At 61.7% G+C, this 18,574-nt stretch carries 15 protein-coding genes; 11 read left to right on the forward strand and 4 right to left on the reverse strand.

Annotated elements, in window-relative coordinates:
• Positions 1-16 precede the first annotated feature (16 nt).
• A complete protein-coding gene (locus O2K97_RS09050) occupies positions 17-532 on the forward strand; it encodes a Dps family protein (RefSeq protein WP_269219004.1) in 516 nt (171 codons plus the stop codon).
• Positions 533-600: 68 nt separating this feature from the next.
• Positions 601-963 carry a hypothetical protein gene (locus tag O2K97_RS09055; RefSeq protein WP_269219005.1) on the forward strand — a complete coding sequence of 121 codons (363 nt, stop codon included), beginning with the start codon at positions 601-603 and terminating at the stop codon, positions 961-963.
• Between the two features lie 168 nt (positions 964-1,131).
• On the opposite strand, the gene O2K97_RS09060 is transcribed toward O2K97_RS09055, so the two are convergent.
• Together O2K97_RS09060 and O2K97_RS09065 are read right to left on the reverse strand one after the other, a co-directional pair.
• On the reverse strand, positions 1,132-1,968 hold the full coding sequence (locus tag O2K97_RS09060) for a hypothetical protein (protein WP_269219006.1): 837 nt from the start codon (positions 1,966-1,968) through the stop codon (positions 1,132-1,134).
• Between the two features lie 260 nt (positions 1,969-2,228).
• Complete coding sequence (locus O2K97_RS09065) at positions 2,229-3,050, reverse strand: hypothetical protein (protein WP_269219007.1); 822 nt, start codon at positions 3,048-3,050, stop codon at positions 2,229-2,231.
• A 107-nt stretch (positions 3,051-3,157) separates the two neighbouring features.
• On the opposite strand from O2K97_RS09065, the gene O2K97_RS09070 reads away from it, so the two are divergent.
• From O2K97_RS09070 to O2K97_RS09090, 5 genes are all read left to right on the forward strand, one after another.
• Positions 3,158-3,331, forward strand: coding sequence for a helix-turn-helix domain-containing protein (locus O2K97_RS09070; RefSeq protein WP_235559226.1), 174 nt, complete (start codon positions 3,158-3,160; stop codon positions 3,329-3,331).
• 220 nt (positions 3,332-3,551) lie between these two features.
• On the forward strand, positions 3,552-6,974 hold the full coding sequence (locus tag O2K97_RS09075) for a response regulator (protein WP_227975958.1): 3,423 nt from the start codon (positions 3,552-3,554) through the stop codon (positions 6,972-6,974).
• A 3-nt stretch (positions 6,975-6,977) separates the two neighbouring features.
• Positions 6,978-7,802: a CheR family methyltransferase gene (locus O2K97_RS09080; RefSeq protein ID WP_152950508.1), complete on the forward strand. Its 825-nt coding sequence runs from the start codon at positions 6,978-6,980 to the stop codon at positions 7,800-7,802.
• Positions 7,803-7,822: 20 nt separating this feature from the next.
• Positions 7,823-8,374: a chemotaxis protein CheB gene (locus O2K97_RS09085; RefSeq protein ID WP_269219008.1), complete on the forward strand. Its 552-nt coding sequence runs from the start codon at positions 7,823-7,825 to the stop codon at positions 8,372-8,374.
• Positions 8,371-9,510, forward strand: coding sequence for a hybrid sensor histidine kinase/response regulator (locus tag O2K97_RS09090; protein WP_269219009.1), 1,140 nt, complete (start codon positions 8,371-8,373; stop codon positions 9,508-9,510). Before O2K97_RS09085 ends, O2K97_RS09090 begins: the two co-directional genes overlap by 4 nt.
• An 812-nt stretch (positions 9,511-10,322) precedes the next feature.
• Here O2K97_RS09090 and O2K97_RS09095 read toward each other — a convergent pair.
• Complete coding sequence (locus tag O2K97_RS09095) at positions 10,323-10,721, reverse strand: putative quinol monooxygenase (protein WP_165116481.1); 399 nt, start codon at positions 10,719-10,721, stop codon at positions 10,323-10,325.
• A 261-nt stretch (positions 10,722-10,982) separates the two neighbouring features.
• Here O2K97_RS09095 and O2K97_RS09100 point away from each other — a divergent pair, with 261 nt between their 5' ends.
• Entirely contained in the window at positions 10,983-12,278 is a 1,296-nt protein-coding gene (locus tag O2K97_RS09100) for a cation:proton antiporter (protein WP_269219010.1), read from the forward strand.
• A 378-nt stretch (positions 12,279-12,656) separates the two neighbouring features.
• On the opposite strand, the gene O2K97_RS09105 is transcribed toward O2K97_RS09100, so the two are convergent.
• Positions 12,657-13,211, reverse strand: a complete 555-nt coding sequence (locus tag O2K97_RS09105; RefSeq protein WP_165116485.1) for a dihydrofolate reductase family protein — start codon at positions 13,209-13,211, stop codon at positions 12,657-12,659.
• A gap of 333 nt (positions 13,212-13,544) precedes the next feature.
• Between O2K97_RS09105 and O2K97_RS09110 the strand changes: the two genes are divergently transcribed.
• From O2K97_RS09110 to O2K97_RS09120, 3 genes are all read left to right on the forward strand, one after another.
• Complete coding sequence (locus O2K97_RS09110; RefSeq protein ID WP_269219011.1) at positions 13,545-14,147, forward strand: RNA polymerase sigma factor; 603 nt, start codon at positions 13,545-13,547, stop codon at positions 14,145-14,147.
• Positions 14,116-15,126 carry a FecR family protein gene (locus O2K97_RS09115; RefSeq protein WP_269219012.1) on the forward strand — a complete coding sequence of 337 codons (1,011 nt, stop codon included), beginning with the start codon at positions 14,116-14,118 and terminating at the stop codon, positions 15,124-15,126. Before O2K97_RS09110 ends, O2K97_RS09115 begins: the two co-directional genes overlap by 32 nt.
• An 83-nt stretch (positions 15,127-15,209) precedes the next feature.
• The gene (locus tag O2K97_RS09120) at positions 15,210-18,563 is read left to right on the forward strand and encodes a TonB-dependent receptor domain-containing protein (protein WP_269219013.1); all 3,354 of its coding nucleotides are present in this window, start codon (positions 15,210-15,212) and stop codon (positions 18,561-18,563) included.
• Positions 18,564-18,574 lie beyond the last annotated feature (11 nt).

The raw sequence follows: 18,574 nt of genomic DNA on the forward strand, positions 1-18,574 counted from the left end.
GCTGAGGAGAACGATGATGGTCACCGCCAAAGAAAAGCGCCTGGCGCCCCTGAGGACGCCGACGAGCCTGTCGGAGGAGGCGACCCAGAGCATTTCAGCCGCTCTGACCGGCCTGCTGGCCGATACGTTCGCCCTCTACATCAAGACCAAGAATTTCCACTGGCACGTCTCAGGCCCGCATTTCCGAGACTATCATTTGATGCTGGACGAGCAGTCGGCGGAAATCCTGGCCATGACCGATCCGATGGCCGAACGGGCGCGCAAGATCGGCGGGACCACGCTGCGCTCCATCGGTCAGATCGCCAAGGAATCACGCATCGCCGACAATGACGCCGACTATGTCGACCCGCTGGATATGCTGGCCGAGCTTCGCGACGACAACGGTGAGCTGATCGGCCGAATGCGCGAGGTCCATGACCTATGCGACGAGCATAACGACGTCGCGACCGCCAGCCTGCTCGAGAATTGGATCGACGAGAGCGAAAAGCGCGTCTGGTTCCTGTTCGAATCGGGTCGTCGCGGCAACAGCTGAGGAACCGCAGCGCTTGCGCCGTCTTATGTATCGTCGATAGTCGATTACGGACGGCGCAGGAGAGGCGTGTGAAGCAGGGTGTGGTGATCTGCGGTTTGGCGATCTTGGGCGTGCTGGCGGCCTCGCCCGCTTCAGCCGACATGTCCAAGGCGTTCGGCAATACGATCGTGTCCCATTATCCGAACGGACAGTGGGTCAGGCACTATTTCGAGCCGGATGGACGCTACACCTCGCAGTTTTCGGACGGGAGACGGGTGGCGGCGCGCTGGTCGGCTGAGGGTGACAAGATTTGCCTGAGCGGGTTCAGCCCGCGACAGGTCCTGCCGCGTTTTTGCAGCCGGATGGTCGAGGCCGATGTCGGCGACACTTGGCGCGCCCGCGATCCCTTGGGACGCTCCATTCGCAACGAACTGGTCGCCGGGCGTCGCTGAGGCCTTGCCCTGAGCGGCGTCACCCCCTAGACGCGACCGCCTACCCGATGCGGATGTGGCGGAACTGGTAGACGCACTGGATTTAGGTTTCTGCTCATCCAGCATCTTTCACATTGTTTTCGCTAGAGATTTTTGAGATCTCCGCGTCGCTGTGGTGGGATTTGTGCCCTAGAGCTGCAAGTACGTCAGCGTCTGAGACGTGGGCATAGCGAGCGGTCGAAGTGATGCTCTCGGCCCAAGAAGCTGCTTCACCACAGCGAGATTTCCCGAGGCCTTTAATGCCGTGGTAGCGGCGTGGTGACGTCTGTCATGAACCGGCCGCGCGTCGACGATCTTGGCCGCCCTGAGCGCGGCTTGGGACGCTGCTTGGTGCCCTCTGGGTGTGATGGCTTGGAGCTTACCGTCCGGCTTCTGACGAAACCACACCGTGGCGAGATCGGCATCCCTGGCACGACCCATCCTCGCCTTCATGTCGGAAAGGTCGTCGGGCAGGAGAGGGAGGTAATATGTGCCGCCGTTCTTGCGGGCCCGAAGCGCGACCCGTCCTCCCACGACGTCAACGGCGTCTAGCGGGAAGAAGGCCTCGTTCAGCCGGACGCCGTAGCGATTGATAAAGTCGAATAGGGGGCGATGCCATTCCGGCAGACCCGCGCGCCAGGTTTCGATCTCATCGCCGCTGAAAGTGCGAGTGCGACCCTTGGGCTCCTTCAGACGCAGATCGCTCCATGGGATCTCGCGGACCTTGAGCTCAAGATTTCGTCGCGCAAAGCGCAGGATCGGCCGAAGAGTCGTGTCGATCAGGTCGCGGTTGACTGTGCCGTTGGAGGGCAGCTTACCTTGGCGAGTGGTTTCCACGCGGCGCCGGCTGATTGCCGCCTGAACCTCGGCCGCGCCGATGGTGGAGATCAGAGCGTCGCCGTCGAAATGTCGCAGCATTATGTTCAGTCTAAACGCGACGGTGGCCTCGGCCTTGGTGCCCGCCACCTTGGCATTGAACCACTCCACTGAAACATCCTTCAGCGTTTGCTCTTGGAGCGCGTCAGATGATCCCAGGGCAAGATCTCGGCGGAGGCGTTCGAGATGCTTTTGGGCGTCACCCTTTTTGGTGCAGCGCGTCGTCCCCCGATATCGCTGACTCGCGAACTGGAAGTCGTAATGCCAGGTCTCCCAGCGAAGTCTGTGGCTGTCGTATAAGGCAGTATGCCGTATGACCAGAGCTGCGGGGCGGCGCGGCGACCACGACACACCTCCGAATGCCCTGCCTTTCAGTGCCGAATATCCCTCGCCTCGACAGGGTTCAGTTGCGGCTCAGCTGCACTGATCGCGAGAGCCTGAAGTTTGGTGCAGGGAAGAAGGCCGCATTCCTGAGCAAAGGTCAGTGGCCCATGGCTGGCAGGGTCTACCAGACCAACCACTGCGTCGTGCAAGGCCTCAAGAGTCGAGACACTATCCACGAAGGAGGCTAGGTCCGCGCCGACGCCGTACACCGTGTAGTGAGCGAGGCCGTCTCGCTGGGCTCTATGGGCATACCAACGGGCCTTGAGCCTCGCTACGCGTTCCCCGGCACCGTCCATGTCCTTCGCTCGTGCCAAGCCCTCCGCGATGGTCTCTACGGCAGCTTCGAGCTTCGGCCCCATTCTCATCACATAGTGAGCCGTCCAATAGCGGATCAGCGTCTCGCCGCAGTCGGCGCCATCCTGATGTAGCAGCGGTGCGAAGCCGATCTCCAAATCCCCTGCGGCGAACAGGGCGAGGTCATCGATCAGGATATGCGGACCTAGCGCCTGCAGGGACGCGTGGACTCGCTCGACAGGCCAGCCTGAGAGATCTGCCAAGTCTTCGGCGGACGTTTTCACTAGCCCTCCATTGTCGGGATTGTCCCGCAGCAGGCGAGTCCAGACCATCAGCAGCAGCGAGAGCGTCGTTAGGGCGTCGTCACCCAGGCCGGCACGTCCGGCGTTCTTCATGATTGTAAGCGACGCGAGCATGATTAGCGGATCGAGTTCGGCAGGATCGAGATGCGATCCGGTTCCGATCATCAGTTGGAGCTGGGGGCTCATCTCGGAGATGTCGGCAAAGCCTGTCATTCGGGTCGCCCTCAAAATCACACTGATAGTGTGTAGAGAAGGATCCGCGTCCACCGCAAGTCCATCGGGTGGAAGTTGACCCTGATCTTTTGAGTTTTGGCCGGGCGGTGAGGCGTCGTCGTATCGCGCTTGGGCTAAGCCAGGAGGAACTGGCTGATAGAGCTGGTCTGCACAGGAACTACATCGGCGGAATCGAGCGCGGGGAGCGAAACGTCGGGATTAAGGCGGTGTTTGCGTTGGCCGCCGGTCTGAAGTGTTCAGCAGCCGAGTTTTTTGCGTAGCTGGCTAGCTAGTAAATGTTCGCTCCCTGCCGACGTGGCGCGTCGGACCGGACTATTTCTTGTGACGTCCGTCCGTTTGTGACTCAAAGCGGCGGTTGGGGACGTCGGCTTTCGGTCAGGGAAATTATGAAAACAGCGGTGGCGTCCTCAGCACTGTTTGCCAAGGTGTGGCTTGCAGCTATGGACGGGCGGAATGAACTTTTCGGGTTGGAGAGCGAGCTTGGCTCAGACGCAGCATGGCGTTGGACGCATTCGATCGAAGGTCGAAATTTGGGTCGGAGTGGGCGTCGTGCTCGTTCTCGCCTTCTTCCTGATTAGCGGCGTCGTCGCCTACCTCAACGTCCAGGGCCTGCGCGCCAATAGTCAGAAGGTGGTTGGAACCCATACGACACTGGTGGCCATAGACCAGGTCCTGTCGACCGTGCAGGACGCTGAAACGGGACAGCGCGGTTACCTTCTCACGGGCCAAGACCGTTATCTTGAGCCCTACGAAGACGCCGTGGCCGCAATGGACCGTGACCTTGCGATCCTCACCGAAGTGACCTCGCGCGACCCAGCGCAGCAGGCCAACCTCAAAGAGGTCAAGCGCCATGTCGGCGTCAAGATGGAGCAGTTGACCCGGGGAATCGAAGCGCGGCGTACGGGCGGCCTCGCGGCGGCCGTCGCGATGATCGAAACCGACCGCGGCAGGACGGCGATGAATGCGATCCGGGAACGCTTGGCCATCATGCGCGCCGACGTCGCGCAGCAGCGGCGACAGTGGCTGTCTGAGATGGAGGTCGCTTACCGGACCGCCCTGCTGACCGGAATCCTGTCCGCCCTGCTCGGCGCCGCCCTCACCGTCGGGGTGTTCCTGCTCATCCGCAACAGCACGCGGGAACGCGCCCGGCGGGAGTGGCTTCAGGCCGGACAGGTCGGGCTCGCCGAAGCAATGAGCGGCGACAAGACCATCGAGGCGCTGGCCGACAGCATCTTGGGCTTCCTGGCTCGATATGTCGACTTTCAAGCCGCAGCGATCTTCAAGGGCGAAGGCGGCGTTTTCCGCCGCGCCGCCACCCTGGGCGTTCCATCAGACGCGCCCGTGCCTATGGAGTTCCGACTTAAGGAGGGCCTTCTGGGCCAGGTCGCCGCTGATGGGGCGTCAGTGCTGCTGACGGATGTCCCTCAAGGCTATCTGACTATTGGATCCGCGCTGGGACGGGATGACCCGCGTCATCTCGTCATCGCCCCTGCGAACGCTGATGGCGTCATCAACGCCGTGATCGAGTTGGGCTTTATCCATGCCCCGGGACCGCAGGTCCTTCGGCTGCTGGACGAAAGTGCGGCTGCGATAGGCGTCGCCCTCAGGTCGGCGCGCTATCGTCTGGATCTTCAGAACGCCCTCGAAGAGACCCAGCGCCAGTCCGAGGAACTACAGGTGCAGAGCGAAGAGCTTCGGGTTTCCAACGAGGAGTTGGAGGAGCAGGGGCGCGCGCTCAAGGAATCCCAGGTGCGGCTGGAGCAGCAGCAGGTGGAGCTTGAACAGACCAACAGCCAGCTGGAAGAGCAAGCACAGGTTCTGGAGGGACAGCGCGACGACCTGGAACGGACCGGCGCCGATCTGGCCCTCAAGGCCCGGGAGCTCGAAGCGGCCAGCCAGTACAAGTCCGACTTCCTCGCCAACATGTCCCACGAACTCCGGACGCCTCTTAACTCCCTGCTGATCCTGTCGAAGCTTCTCGGCGACAACAGCGACGGAAACCTGTCCGAAGAGCAGGTTCGCTACGCCCGGACCATTCAGTCCTCGGGCGACGATCTGTTGACGTTGATCAACGACATTCTCGACCTCTCCAAGATCGAGGCCGGGCACGTCCAGATCCGTCCCGAAGCTGTTTCGGTCCAGAGACTGGCCGGCGACTTGCGCCAGCTGTTCGATCCGATTGCAGACCAGCGGGGGCTGAACTTCACGATCGACGTCGCCAAGGGGACGCCCGATCTGGTTGAGACGGACCGTCAACGTCTGGAACAGATCCTTAAGAACCTGCTTTCGAACGCCTTCAAGTTCACAGAGAAGGGGAGCGTAAAGCTGAGGATCGCGCCCGGCGACCGGGGCTTGGTTTTTTCGGTGAAAGACACCGGAATCGGTATTTCGCGCGAACAGCAGAACAGCATCTTCGAAGCCTTCCAGCAGGCCGACGGCACGATCAGCCGCAAGTACGGCGGGACGGGGCTCGGACTTTCGATCTCCAGGGAACTGGCTCGGTTGCTCGGAGGCGCGATCACTCTGGAAAGCAAGCCCGGCAAAGGCAGCACCTTCACCCTCAGCGCGCCCCTCGCCTACGACGCCGCTCAGGTTGCGTCGCGCGCGCCCTTTGCTCCGCAACCCGCGGCGTCCTCAGTCACGCAGGCCGCCCCGAAATCGTCGCCCGCTGTCCTGCCCCGCGCGATTGAGGATGATCGGGACGCGCTGGCCGTGAACCGGCGCACGTTGCTGGTCGTTGAAGACGACGATCGTTTCGCCGCCATCGTCCGGGACCTGTCGCGCGAAATGGCGTTCCAGTGTCTTGTGGCCAGTAATGGCGAGGACGCGATCAAGCTGGCCAAACAGTACCGGCCGAGCGCCATCGTCCTTGACGTCGGCCTTCCTGACCAGTCCGGTCTGACGGTCCTGGACACGCTGAAGCGCGACGACCAGACCCGCCATATACCGATCCATGTGGTGTCCGCTGGAGACCATGCCACGACCGCGCGCGCGCTTGGCGCGATGGGGTATCTCACCAAGCCGGTCAAACGTGAGGCGCTGGCGGATGTCCTTCGGGCCCTGGAGGAGGACCTCACCCGGACCGTTCGACGAGTCCTGATCGTGGAGGATGACGCCGTCCAGCGCGAGGCCATGAGAGCCCTTCTGTCGAGCGGCGGGGTCGAGACGGTCGGGGTGGGCACGGCGGCGGAATGCCTTCAAACCCTCGAACAGCAGACCTTCGACTGCATGGTTGTGGACCTGTCCCTGCCCGACGCCTCCGGCTTCTCGCTGCTGGAGACGCTCAGTCTGGACGGTCAGCAGGCCTATCCGCCGGTGATCGTCTATACCGGCCAGGATCTGACGGCGGACCACGAGCAACAACTGCGCCGCTACTCCAGCTCAATCATCATCAAGGGCGCCAAGTCGCCGGAACGCCTGCTGGATGAGGTCTCGCTGTTCCTCCACCAGGTGGTCGCCGACATGCCGCCCGAACAGCAGCGCATGATCCAGAAGGCGCGAAATCGAGATGCCGTGCTGGAAGGCCGGCGCATCCTCGTCGTCGAGGATGATGTCCGAAACATCTATTCCCTCACCAGCGTGCTCGAACCTCGCGGCGCCGTCGTGCAGATCGCGCGCAACGGGCAGGAAGCGCTCGACGCGCTCGATGCGTCCGCCGCCTCTGCACCCGCCATAGACCTCGTTCTGATGGATGTGATGATGCCGGTCATGGACGGGCTCACCGCGACACAGCGCATCCGGAGCGATGGACGCTGGGGCGGCCTGCCGATCCTGATGCTGACCGCCAAAGCCATGCCGGACGACCAGGAACGCTGTCTCGCAGCAGGGGCCAACGACTACATGGCCAAGCCCCTGGATGTCGATAAGTTGCTCTCTCTGGTCCGCGTGTGGATGCCGCGCTGATCCATGGCCGACGCTCTCGAAGACCTCGAAATCCAACTGCTGCTGGAGGCGCTGTTCCAGCGCTATCATTTCGACTTCCGTCACTATGCCCGTGCGTCGATCAAGCGGAGGCTAGTGCAGGCCCGCGACCAGATGGGCTATCCGACGCTGACCGCGCTGCAGGACGCTGTCCTGCACGACCCGACGATGCTGCCTCGGCTGCTGGGCTATCTGACGGTGCAGGTCAGCGAAATGTTCCGCGACCCGACCTATTTCAAAGCCTTGCGCGAGACGGTGCTTCCCCATTTGCGCACCTATCCGTCGCTCAAGGTTTGGATTGCGGGGTGCAGCACTGGCGAGGAAGTCTACTCCCTAGCCATCCTGTTCCGGGAGGAAGGGCTGTATGATCGCACCCTCTTCTATGCCACCGACATCAATCCCGATGCGCTCCGCGCAGCAGAAGCCGGGGTCTACGCCCTCGATCGGCTGCGCAAATTCACCGAGAACCACCAGAAGTCGGGCGGACGTTCGTCCCTGTCCGACTACTATACGGCCGACTACGGGCGGGCCGTCTTCGACCGTAGCCTCAGCGCCCGGGTCGTCTTCTCCGATCACAGCCTCGTCACGGACGCGGCGTTCGCCGAGATGCAACTGATCTCCTGCCGCAATGTCATGATCTATTTTGATCGCGCCCTGCAGGATCGCGCCATTGGCCTGTTCAAGGACTCCCTACCACGCGGAGGCTTCCTCGGCCTCGGCTCCAAGGAAAGTTTGAGGTTTTCGGCCCACGCCGGCGAATTTTCTGAGTTCGTCCCCCAGGAAAAGCTCTACCGAAGGCTAGGCGCATGAGTGTCCCATCACAACGCGCGGTGGTGATCGGCGCTTCCGCCGGCGCCGTGCAGGCGCTTTTAGCCATCCTTCCCATCCTCCCAGCGGACTATCCCTTGCCCATTCTGATCGCGGTCCATGTCCCCCCGGATCGAGGCAATGGTCTCGTGCCGCTGCTTCAAGCGAGCTGCGCCCTTGCGGTGCTTGAAGCCGAGGACAAGGAAAGGGTCCTTCCGGGAACCGTCTATTTTGCGCCCCCCGACTATCACCTTCTGGTCGAGCGAGATGGCGGGCTGGCCTTGTCCTCGGATGAGCCGGTCAACTATTCTCGCCCATCGATTGACGTTCTCTTCGAAAGCGCCGCCGACGCCTATGGAGCCGGCCTGATCGGCGTCGTGCTGACGGGCGCCAACAATGACGGGGCCGCCGGACTGAGAGCCGTTATGGAAAGGGGTGGCGAGGCCTTCGTCGAATGCCCGTCAGAGGCCTATGCGTCAGCGATGCCAGAAGCCGCTCTCGCGGCCTGCGCGGGCGCAACGGCCATGAGTCTGGCGGACATCGCAAACTATCTGGTGGAACTCGAATCCGCATGACGACCCTCGACGCCCCGATAAAGGTTCTTCTTGTCGATGATCTCGAGGAAAACCTCCTCGCGCTTGAGGCTTTGCTCCAGCGCGAAGGTCTCCACCTGCTCAAGGCGAAGTCCGGAGATCAGGCGCTTGAGCTGCTCCTTGCCGAAGACGTCGCTCTCGCCCTCCTAGACGTGCAGATGCCTGGCATGGACGGCTTCCAACTGGCCGAATTCATGCGCGGCAACGCCCGGGTCCGTCATGTCCCCATCATCTTCGTCACGGCGGGCAGCGCAGAACAGCAGCGCCGGTTTCGCGGCTATGAGGCCGGCGCTGTCGATTTTATCCAGAAGCCGATCGAGCCTGATATCCTGCGAATGAAGACGGAGATCTTCATTGAACTCTATCAGCAGCGTGAGCGGATACGCCTGCAACGAGACGAATTGGACGTGCATGCGACGGCCTTGAGCGCCGCAGATCAACGCAAGAACGAGTTCCTGGCGGTCTTAGGTCATGAGCTACGCAATCCCATCATGGCCCTGAACGCAGGGCTGAAGTTGCTCGATCGCGCCGGCGAGCCAGATCAAGCCGCCGTCATCCGGGAGCGGATGGCGACCCAACTGTTCCACCTCTCGCGGCTTGTCGAGGATCTGCTTGACGTTTCGAGGATCGATCAGGGCAAGATCGCCCTGCGCCTCGAACGGGTGCTGTTGAAGACCGTGCTGGACTCCGCGATCGATACAAGCCGTCCCAGGATCGACGCAGGCGGGCATGCCTTCACGTTTGACCTACCGGCGGAAGCCGTATGGGTCACAGCCGACGTCACCCGCCTATCGCAGATCGTCAGCAATCTGCTGACCAACGCGGCCAAATACACCCCGTCCGGCGGGACGATCCAGCTCCGGGCGAGCGCTGGGCCCGACTACGTCGAAGTCGCCGTCTCGGACACTGGCGTCGGTATTTCCAAGGATATGCAAGCTCGGGTCTTTGAGCTGTACACGCAGTTGAAGGGGCCCGACGATCGATCCAGCGAAGGCCTTGGCATCGGTCTGGCCCTGGTCCGCCAACTGGTCGATCTGCATAAGGGCGACATCCGCGTGGAAAGCGACGGTCCGGGCGCCGGCAGCTGTTTCACCATACGGTTGCCGCGTTCAGCATAGCATCGACCGTCGGAGTAGGCGCGGCTATTGCCAAACAATGCGGCAGTGAATGTCTGGGACTAGCGCCCAGAAGTTCATTATCTGGAAGCAGGCGTCACGACAGGCAGGCGACCTCAGAGGAGGGGGCATGCGACAGTCTGACCTGTTCCTACAACCGAAGCCCTCAGGGAACGCCGGCCGTCTAATCGGCCCCAAGGCGCCGCTTAAGCCCAAGCTCATCTGGTCCATCCGACAACAGTTGAGTGTGGCTAGGAGATTTCGCGACCTCGCCATGTTCAACTGCGCGTTGGATTCGAAACTACGCGCCTGCGACCTGGTCCGACTTCGCGTGAGCGATGCGGCGAGAGGCGGTGTTCTCCGTCAGCGGTCGGTCGTCATCCAACAGAAGACCGGGAGACCTGTGCCCGTTGAGATCACCGAGCCTGCGCGTGATGCGATCGCTGCTCGCCTGAGTGTGCGGCGCCAGCCTGAAGACGACTGGCCGTTCCCAAGCCGGAGCCGGTGCGGCCAGCACATCGGCGCCAGGCCGTATGCTGGGCTGATAGACCGATGGCGCCGTTGATTGACCTAGAGCCCTAAGGGTACGGCGCTCAAAGCCTTAGACGCACTAATGTCTCGCTCATTCACAAGAATGACAGGCAATCTTCGCGCATGCCAGCTCCTGATCGGCCACAGGAGATTGGAGAGCATAGTCAGATATCTCGGTATCGAGGTGGATGACGCCTGGGAGATGTCAGAGCAAATCGACTTGTGACCATCGCCGGGCCCTGAAGCAGGCCCGGCGATGGTCAGCTTTGGGTGGGAAGCGGATGTTAGTGGGCAGGCGCCGAGAGGCCGTACCCTCCTGCGGGCGCCGTCTCGGCCACCCTCGACATTCCCGCGATCATCGGTCGCCCTCTCGAGATCGCATCGCGGACCGCCGGAAGCGTGAGTGACGCGCCGTGCGCTTCCTTGCTTTGCCATGCCTCTGTGATCCAAATCACCTCCGGCTCTAGCGGGTCCAAAGCAACGATGTAGCTCAAACAGCCCGGCAGTCCGCTTACACCCTCGATGAGGACTCTGACCAGCTCGTCGCGATGACCTGGCTGCGCTGTCATTTTGCCGATCAAGCCGTACATCGATGAACTTTCCATGTCCGCAGCAGACGCGCGAAGCGGTGAAGTGACGGCCAAGCCGACGCCAGCAACGACGATTCTGCGGCTGATTTCCATCGCAATACGTTAGCTGGCCGATAGATCGAGACAAGCGGATAGTTCCGCAACGGGTCGATTTCGGTTCTGGGCTTTGGCGCCGAACGCGGATGTTGGCCGTTAGGCCGGAAAGCAGTCGCCCTTGACGCCAAATCGGGGTGATTAGTGGACGTTCCTCATCGAAACAACGGGGCGTGGAACCATAGCCTCTAGAAACGACCGGTAACCGGACGGGCGTTGCAGCATTAAGGGAACGACGCCTTGTCGATCCTCCGGAGAGCCATGCCCGATCCCTATATCCTCATGCTGTTTGTGGTGGGGGCGCTGGTCGCGCTGGTGGCGTGGCTGCCGCTGGTGTTCCGGCGCGCGCCGCTTTCGCTGCCGATCGTCTGCGTCGGGCTTGGGGCCGCGCTGTTCAGCCTGCCGCAGGTGGGGTTCGATCCGCTGCCGCAGACCTATCCCGAGATCACCGAGCGGCTGACCGAGTTCGTGGTGATCATCGCCCTGATGGGGGCAGGGCTGAAGATCGACCGGATCTTCAATCCGAGGCGATGGGGCGTGACCTGGCGGTTGCTGGGCGTCACCATGATGCTGTCGATCGTGGCGATCGTGCTGCTGGGATGGACGGTCCTGGGGCTGGGCCTGGCGGGGGCGATCCTGCTGGCCGGCACGCTGGCGCCGACCGATCCTGTGCTGGCGTCGGACATCCAGGTGGCGGCGCCGGGCGAAGGGCGTGAAGACGAGGTGCGGTTCGGCCTGACGTCCGAGGCGGGGCTGAACGACGGGTTGGCGTTCCCGTTCGTGAACCTGGCCATCGCCCTGGCCCTGGTGGCGGCGGGCCAGAAGGACGACTGGTTCGTAGAGTGGCTGACCGTCAGCGTGCTGTGGGAAATCGGCGCCGGGCTGGGCATCGGCTGGGCGATCGGCTGGCTGTTCGGCTGGCTGACCTTCACCATTCCGGCCAGCACGCGACTGGCCGCGACGCGCGACGGGTTCATCGCCCTGGCGGCGACCTTCATCTCATACTCGGTGACGGAGATGCTGCACTGCTACGGCTTTCTGGCGGTGTTCATCACGGCGCTGGCGTTCCGGCACGCCGACCGGGACCACGATTTCCAAGTCGAGATGCACGACTTCATCGAGCAGATCGAGCGTATGGCGATGATGGTGGTGCTGGTGCTGTTCGGCGGGGCGCTGGCGTCGGGCCTGCTGGCGCCGCTGCGGCCGCTGGATGCGATGGTGGCGTTGGCGATCGTGCTGGTGGTGCGGCCTCTGACCGGGATGATCGGCTTCATCGGCTGGAGGCGGCCGATGCGCGAGAAGCTGATTCTGGCCTTCTTCGGGATCCGGGGCGTGGGGTCCTTCTACTATCTGGCCTATGGGCTGAACGCCGCGCCGTTCGAGAGCGACGACCGGCTGTGGGCCATCGTGGGGCTGATCTGCCTGATGTCGATCCTGCTGCACGGGATCACGGTCACGCCGGTGATGCGATGGTTTGACCGCAGCGAAGGCCGCGATCCGGATGCAGAGGCGGATGGGGTGCAGGCCGAAACGTCGGGGCGAGGAACGTCAGCCTGACTTTGTGACCAAGGCCGATTGGATCAGGCACCTCAAATGTCCGCTACGGGTGGTTAGCGGTCATCGACTGGCGGTAGCCTTCGCTTAGCTTCCGAGATGAGCCACTCCACGACTTCAAGGGGGATGCTTCCGTTATCAAACGTCGCCAAGGTCATCTGACCGTTTGCGTCAGCGTAGAAAACCTCTGCCAAGAGCGCGTGTTCGATCACCCCATCCGACAGTTCGAGGAACATGCCGTCACGCTGGACATCACTGCCCATGGTCAGTTGAACGATCCAGCAGGCGACTTTGACATGCGAATACCCCAGATCGCACTAGCCTAATCGGCTGGGCCGATGTCCGCCTCGGGTGGGAAGCGGACATCGTCCCAACTTTCAATCAATGAGCTCGGTAATGCATAGCGACCGCGCCGTTACTGAAAGGCTTGGTCGAGAGCAGTTCTAGTCTGCGTGTTGCGGACAAGCCGGCGTGATAAAGGGTCGGACCGTGCCCTGCGATCCTTGGATGAACGACGAGCTTGTATTCGTCGATCAGATTCAACCGATCTAGTTCCGTCGCCAGCTTGTCGCTGCCGAGGAGCACGCCAGCCGGCGTAGCGTCCTTCAGCGCTTGCACCGCCGCATGTAAGTCGCTGCCAAGATGGTGGCTGTTTGTCCACGGGAACGTCGTACGCGTCGTTGACGCCACATACTTTGGTTTGTCTTCCAGCTTGACCGCCCACTCGCGGATCGCCGCAGGTGCATCCACCTCGCCACTAGCGACGGTAGGCCAGTATCTCTCCATCATCTCGTAGGTCACACGACCCCAGAGCATCGCGCCGTTCTCGTCCATCAAGCGGGTAAAAAAGGCGTGCGTCTCGTCGTCGGCGATGCCTTCCTGATGGTCGACGCAGCCATCTAGAGTGAGGTTGATGCTGAAGGTCAGAAGTCCCATGAGGCTAGCCTATGCGATCTTGGCTCGAGCTCAACGTCCGCAACGGGTTGGTTTGCGAAGCAGCCATCGCCCCCGAAACAGGACCTCTGATCCACGCACGGAATGTCGTCTTTCCGGCATGGTCCGCATGACCGCTCCTGGCGCATTGCGGCCGCAATTAGTGATGGCGACCGGCGTTGCCTCGACGAAGCTGAAGTTTCCCAGAAGCCGCGGAGCGTCTTTCGCAATCGTCTGTTAGCTCACTTTGGCGGTGTCGCTGCGCAAGACGTCACGCGTCCGTCACGCCGTCGTAAAGACCGCCGTCTACCGGTCCCGCTTCAGGGGATCGGCTCAATGTTCGTTTTCACCGAAGAAAAGACGCGGTGGTTTTGCCGCCATATTTTGCCTCACGAGCCCGGATTGCGGATCTGGCTCAGGCGGAAACGCTACGCGGGCATCGATGTCGACGACGTAATCCAGGAAACCTATACCGTTTTGGCCGCGCGCGAACACGTGGGCGACATAAAGAACCCCCGCGCTTACATTTTCCAGGTCGCTCATTCGATCGTCGTGCGCCACATTCGAAGAGCCAAGGTCGTATCGATTCAGGCGATCGAGGAGATGGATGGGTTCGATCCGATCGATGGGGCGGCTTCGCTTGAACAGTCGCTCATAGATCGTGACGAGTTGCGACGATTGGCTGAAGCGATCGCCGCCATGCCCGGCCAAACGCGCCAAGCCTTCATCCTTCGCCGGGTACATGGTCATGCCCAACGCGAGATCGCGCATCAGATGCGTCTGTCGGAAAGCACGGTTGAAAAACACATCGCGCGAGGCGTTCGTTTTCTGATTGATTGGTGCGCAGATGGCGGAAATGGCGCGTCCCAACGCTCTACAGATTTGAAGATGGAGAAACGCGTCCCCCATGGTCGCAAGAGACACAAGTCAGGCCATTGACGACGCCGCAGCGGCTTGGGTCGCGCGGGAGGATCGGGGGCAGCTGTCGAACGACGATCAAGCTGCGCTGGAGGTGTGGCTGCATGCGGATTCCCGCCATGCCGGTGCCCTGTTGCGGGCTCGCGCCATAGGCCTGAGCAGCGAGGCGGCATCGGCTCTCGGCCGGGATTTTGATCCGAGGCGATTCACTAGGTCCACACGGCGTCCTCCCGTGCAAAAGAGCCTATCGCGTCGCCAGTTGATGGCATGGAGCGGTGGAGCGGCGGCCTGCGTTGCCACAGTCGCGGCTGTGGGATTCATCCTCACAGCGCCAACGGCCTACGCGACCGAGCGCGGACAGATGCGTCTAGTTCCGCTGCCCGATGGGTCCACGGTTGTCTTGAACACGGCGTCTCGCGTGACCGTCAGCTACAGCAAGACAAGGCGTCTGGTGCGGTTACTCGAAGGGGAGGCGGACTTCACCGTCCTGGGCGATCAGGGTCGGCCTTTTGTCGTTGAAGTCGGCCATCGCCAGATTGAAGCAGCAGAGGGCAGTGGTTTCCGGATTCGTAAGCTTGAACAAGAGCCGATCGACTTGTTGGTTCACCAAGGTGTTGTCCAGATCGGCGACGACCAGATCGGCCGACGCGATCTGTTACGGTCGGACACGCAGATCACCCTCGGGAGCGGAGGAGACGGGTGCCGAGACTCCCTGCCGCGTCATGTCTCTCCGACCGTAATCAACAGAGAGTTGGCTTGGCGCGAGGGCAAGATCGCATTCGAGGGCGAAAGTCTGGGACAGGCGGCTTCAGCTTTTCAGCGCTACAGCAACGTGCGGATATTGATCGCCAATCCGACGCTGGCGCGCGAACCCGTGTCAGGCCTTTTTTCCGCGAATGATCCGGTTGGTTTCAGCCGAGCCGTCGCCGATCTCTTTGGCGCCCCAATAAGGGTGGAGCGAACTCGCGTAGTGGTCGGCCTGCCGCAGGCTGGCGCATAAAAGTTTCATGACGGATGGCGGAACCCGATCCGCCCAAACCTCTCCCGATCATAGGTCGCCTCTCAGCGGCACGGGGAAAGATCATGATGTCTCACAAGGCTCTTCTCGCCTGCGGCTCAGCCGTATTTGTCGTCTGCGCGTTTGAGCAGGCACAAGCGCAAACCCGCGACTTCAGCATTCCCGCACAACCGGCGGTGACGGCCATTCCTGAGTTCGCCCGGCAGGCGCGGATTCAGGTTGTCGCGTCCGCGCGCGATTTGGAAGGCGTGCGCACGCCCGCCATCATAGGCGAACTGAAGGTGCGTGATGCGATGGAGCGACTTATCGCAGGCTCCCCTTTGGGGATTGCGGCCGATACAGGTTCACTCATCACCTTGCGCTCGGTCAGAGCATCGGCGGTGGGCGTGGTGACCGGGACAGTCTCGGATCCCTCTACCCGTGACTATCTGCGCAACGCTGTCGTGAAGATTGACGGCCGCCAAGTCGCCATCTCGGGTGAACGGGGCGAATACAGGGTCGCTGGCGTTCCCGCAGGGGATGTGGAGTTGACGATTGAGTACACAGGTTACGTCCCCGCTCGCACAATAGTCCGTGTGCCTGCCGGAGGGGTGGCGCGGAGCGACGTCGAACTGCGCAGTTCCCTTTCGGCGGCTTCAGATCTGTCCGCTACCGAGGTCGCCGAAGTCGTCGTCGTCGGAGCACGAGAGGGCGACGCGCGCGCCATCATGGAGCAGCGCGCCTCCATGAATATCGTCAACACATTGTCGGCAGACAGCTTTGGCGAAATCGGCGACGGCAACCCCGCCGAATTCTTGAAGTATATGCCCGGTGTGGATTTCGACGTGGTGGCTGACGATGTGCCCCGCAACATCTCTCTGAGAGGCCTGCCGTCTCGGTACACCGGCATCACTGTCAATGGCCGGTCATTAGCCGGCGGCGCTGACGCGAATACAAGCACGACCTCCCCAACGTCGCGCCAGTACAGTTTTGAGCAGCTGGCGCTGACGGGGATCGACACCATCAGCGTTTCCAAGACGACCAGCGCTGACATGGACGCCAACGCGCCCGCCGGGACAATCGACATCCGGACGCGCAAGGCCTTTGATCGCCGCGGGCGCAGCGTCACTGTGCAGTTGGGCGCCTCGACCCACACCGGCCTTTGGGATGATTATCAAACGGGTTGGCAGGAAGGCGGCTATGGCGACCGCAAGTTTCTCCCCATGGCTCAGATCACCTACGCCGACGTTTTTTTGGGCGGGCGTTTGGGCGTGACGGCGGGTCTCAGCGACTCCACGACGCTGATCGAACATGTTCAGACCACGGCGGGCCGAAACTACATACCTACCGCTGTCAGTCCCCAGCCTTATGCCGTGACATCAATCGGCAGCGCCTTCTATGACCGAGAATACAATCGCAAGTCCGCGACTTTTGGACTGGACTTCAAAGCCGCTGATAATCTGATCCTATCGCTGATCAGCACCTACAATCGCGGCGACATCGAACCCAGCACCTTTACACCGACCTTCACGACGCTGGCTCGCACCCGGGGTGTCGTCGGCGGCGGCGACCCCGCGCTCGACTTCACCACCAATGCTGCCGCGACATCGACCACTTTGTCTCTGTCCAACACCTTCACCTACAAGGTCGGCGAAACCACCAGCGTCATTCCCAGTTTCGAATGGTCGGGCGCTCGCTTCCGCGTGGACGGCTATGCGGCCTATTCGGACTCCAGCAGCCGGTATGATTCAGCGGCCCGGGGTCAGGTTTCGACGTTGCTGAACGCTGTGGAAGCGCGTGGCAACTTCAGCGCGGCGCGCAGCAACCTTCTCGATCAGGATTGGAAGATCCAACAGGTCAGCGGGACTGACTGGGCCGATCCTGCCAGCTTCACGCTCAGCACGGTCAATGGCTCCAACCGACCGCAAATCCGGACCACCTCGGGATCCTCAATCCAGGCCGAGATGCTGGGCGGAGGGCTCAATCTCGAGTTCGATACGACGTTCGGCCGACTGCCTGTGACCTGGAAAACGGGCGTCAAGCTGGCCCGCAACACCTACGATTACGCCAACAACAGCGAAGCCCTTCAGTGGATTTACGGCGGCCCGCTGACCAACACCGAGTTCCTCCGAGTTGTGCAAAGCAGCAATCAGGCCTCGTTCGCCAACAGCGGCATAAGGGTCAGAACCCTGTCCGGGAACGGCCTCTATATGCCGAGCCTGACGAAGATCTACGACATGATGCAGGCGAACCCAGGCCAGTGGACCAACGCGGTCACGGCAAGCAACTGGTACAACGCCAACATCGTCAACACCCGCGAATACGAGGAAGACATCGGCGCCGCCTATCTCATGGCGACGGCCGAACTCACGGATCGCCTGACGCTACGGGCGGGTTTGCGAGCTGAAGAAACGACAGGCCGAAGCGCCGATTTCGATCCTTTCAGTGCGCAGGAGGTCATCAGAGCGGGTTATGCGGTCAATGCCGCGACTGGTCGGGCTACCACAATCGCCGGCCTAGAGTATCAGTACCTGACGCGCCCTAAAGCTGAACGGGAAGGGCGGTATACAGACGTTTTTCCAAGTGCATCGGTCCGCTATCGGTTCGACAACAATATCGACTTCATCGTCGGTTACAGCCGCACCATTCAAAGACCTGACGTCAGCTTGCTTGCGGGGGTTTGGTCGACGGCGTTGACAGAAGAGGGCTCGGTGGTGACGGCCCCGAACCCGGACCTGAAACCGGAGTACTCGGACAATGTCTCGGTCCGATTGGTCAAATATTTCGAGCCGGTTGGTCTGGTCGGGGTCAACTACTATCGCAACCGCATAAAGAACGGGATCATATCGCGCAGCTTCACGGCCCAAGAATTCGGTTACGAGGGGACGGAATACGCCGATGCCACCTTCGAGTCCTACACGAACCGGTCTGATCAAGAGGTCGGCATCAATGGCTACGAACTCGAGTTCAACCACGCCATGGATTATCTGCCTGGAGCGCTGCGGGGTCTGTCGGTGCGTGGGTCGTGGCTGTACAGCGATCCGGACGTCGTCCAGGAGCGCGTCTCGACCCAGGTCCGACAGTTTGGGCTGAGCTGGCGCCAGGGGCCGGCACGGCTGAATCTGAACAGTGTATGGTCCAACGAGAAGGATCGCGGCCAGACCGGCAACATTTCGACGCCGCGAGGTGTCATCACCCAGTCCCAACCCTTCGTGCCGTACCTCGAGGTGAATGTCTCCGGCAGCTATACGCTGATCAAAAAGACCCGTGGCAGTTTCATGGGGCTGGAGGCCTATTTCAGCGCCAACAACATCTTCGGCAACCATCGCGGCACTTGGTACGACAACAGCGAGATTTGGCCGGGATCAAAAGGTCATCACAGCCAGATCGATATCTACAGCGGACAGAAGGCCACCGTCGGTTTCCGCGCTCGCTTCTGATCTCGACCGCC

The organism is Brevundimonas vesicularis (assembly GCF_027105095.1).
In the GTDB taxonomy this organism is placed as follows: domain Bacteria; phylum Pseudomonadota; class Alphaproteobacteria; order Caulobacterales; family Caulobacteraceae; genus Brevundimonas; species Brevundimonas vesicularis_E.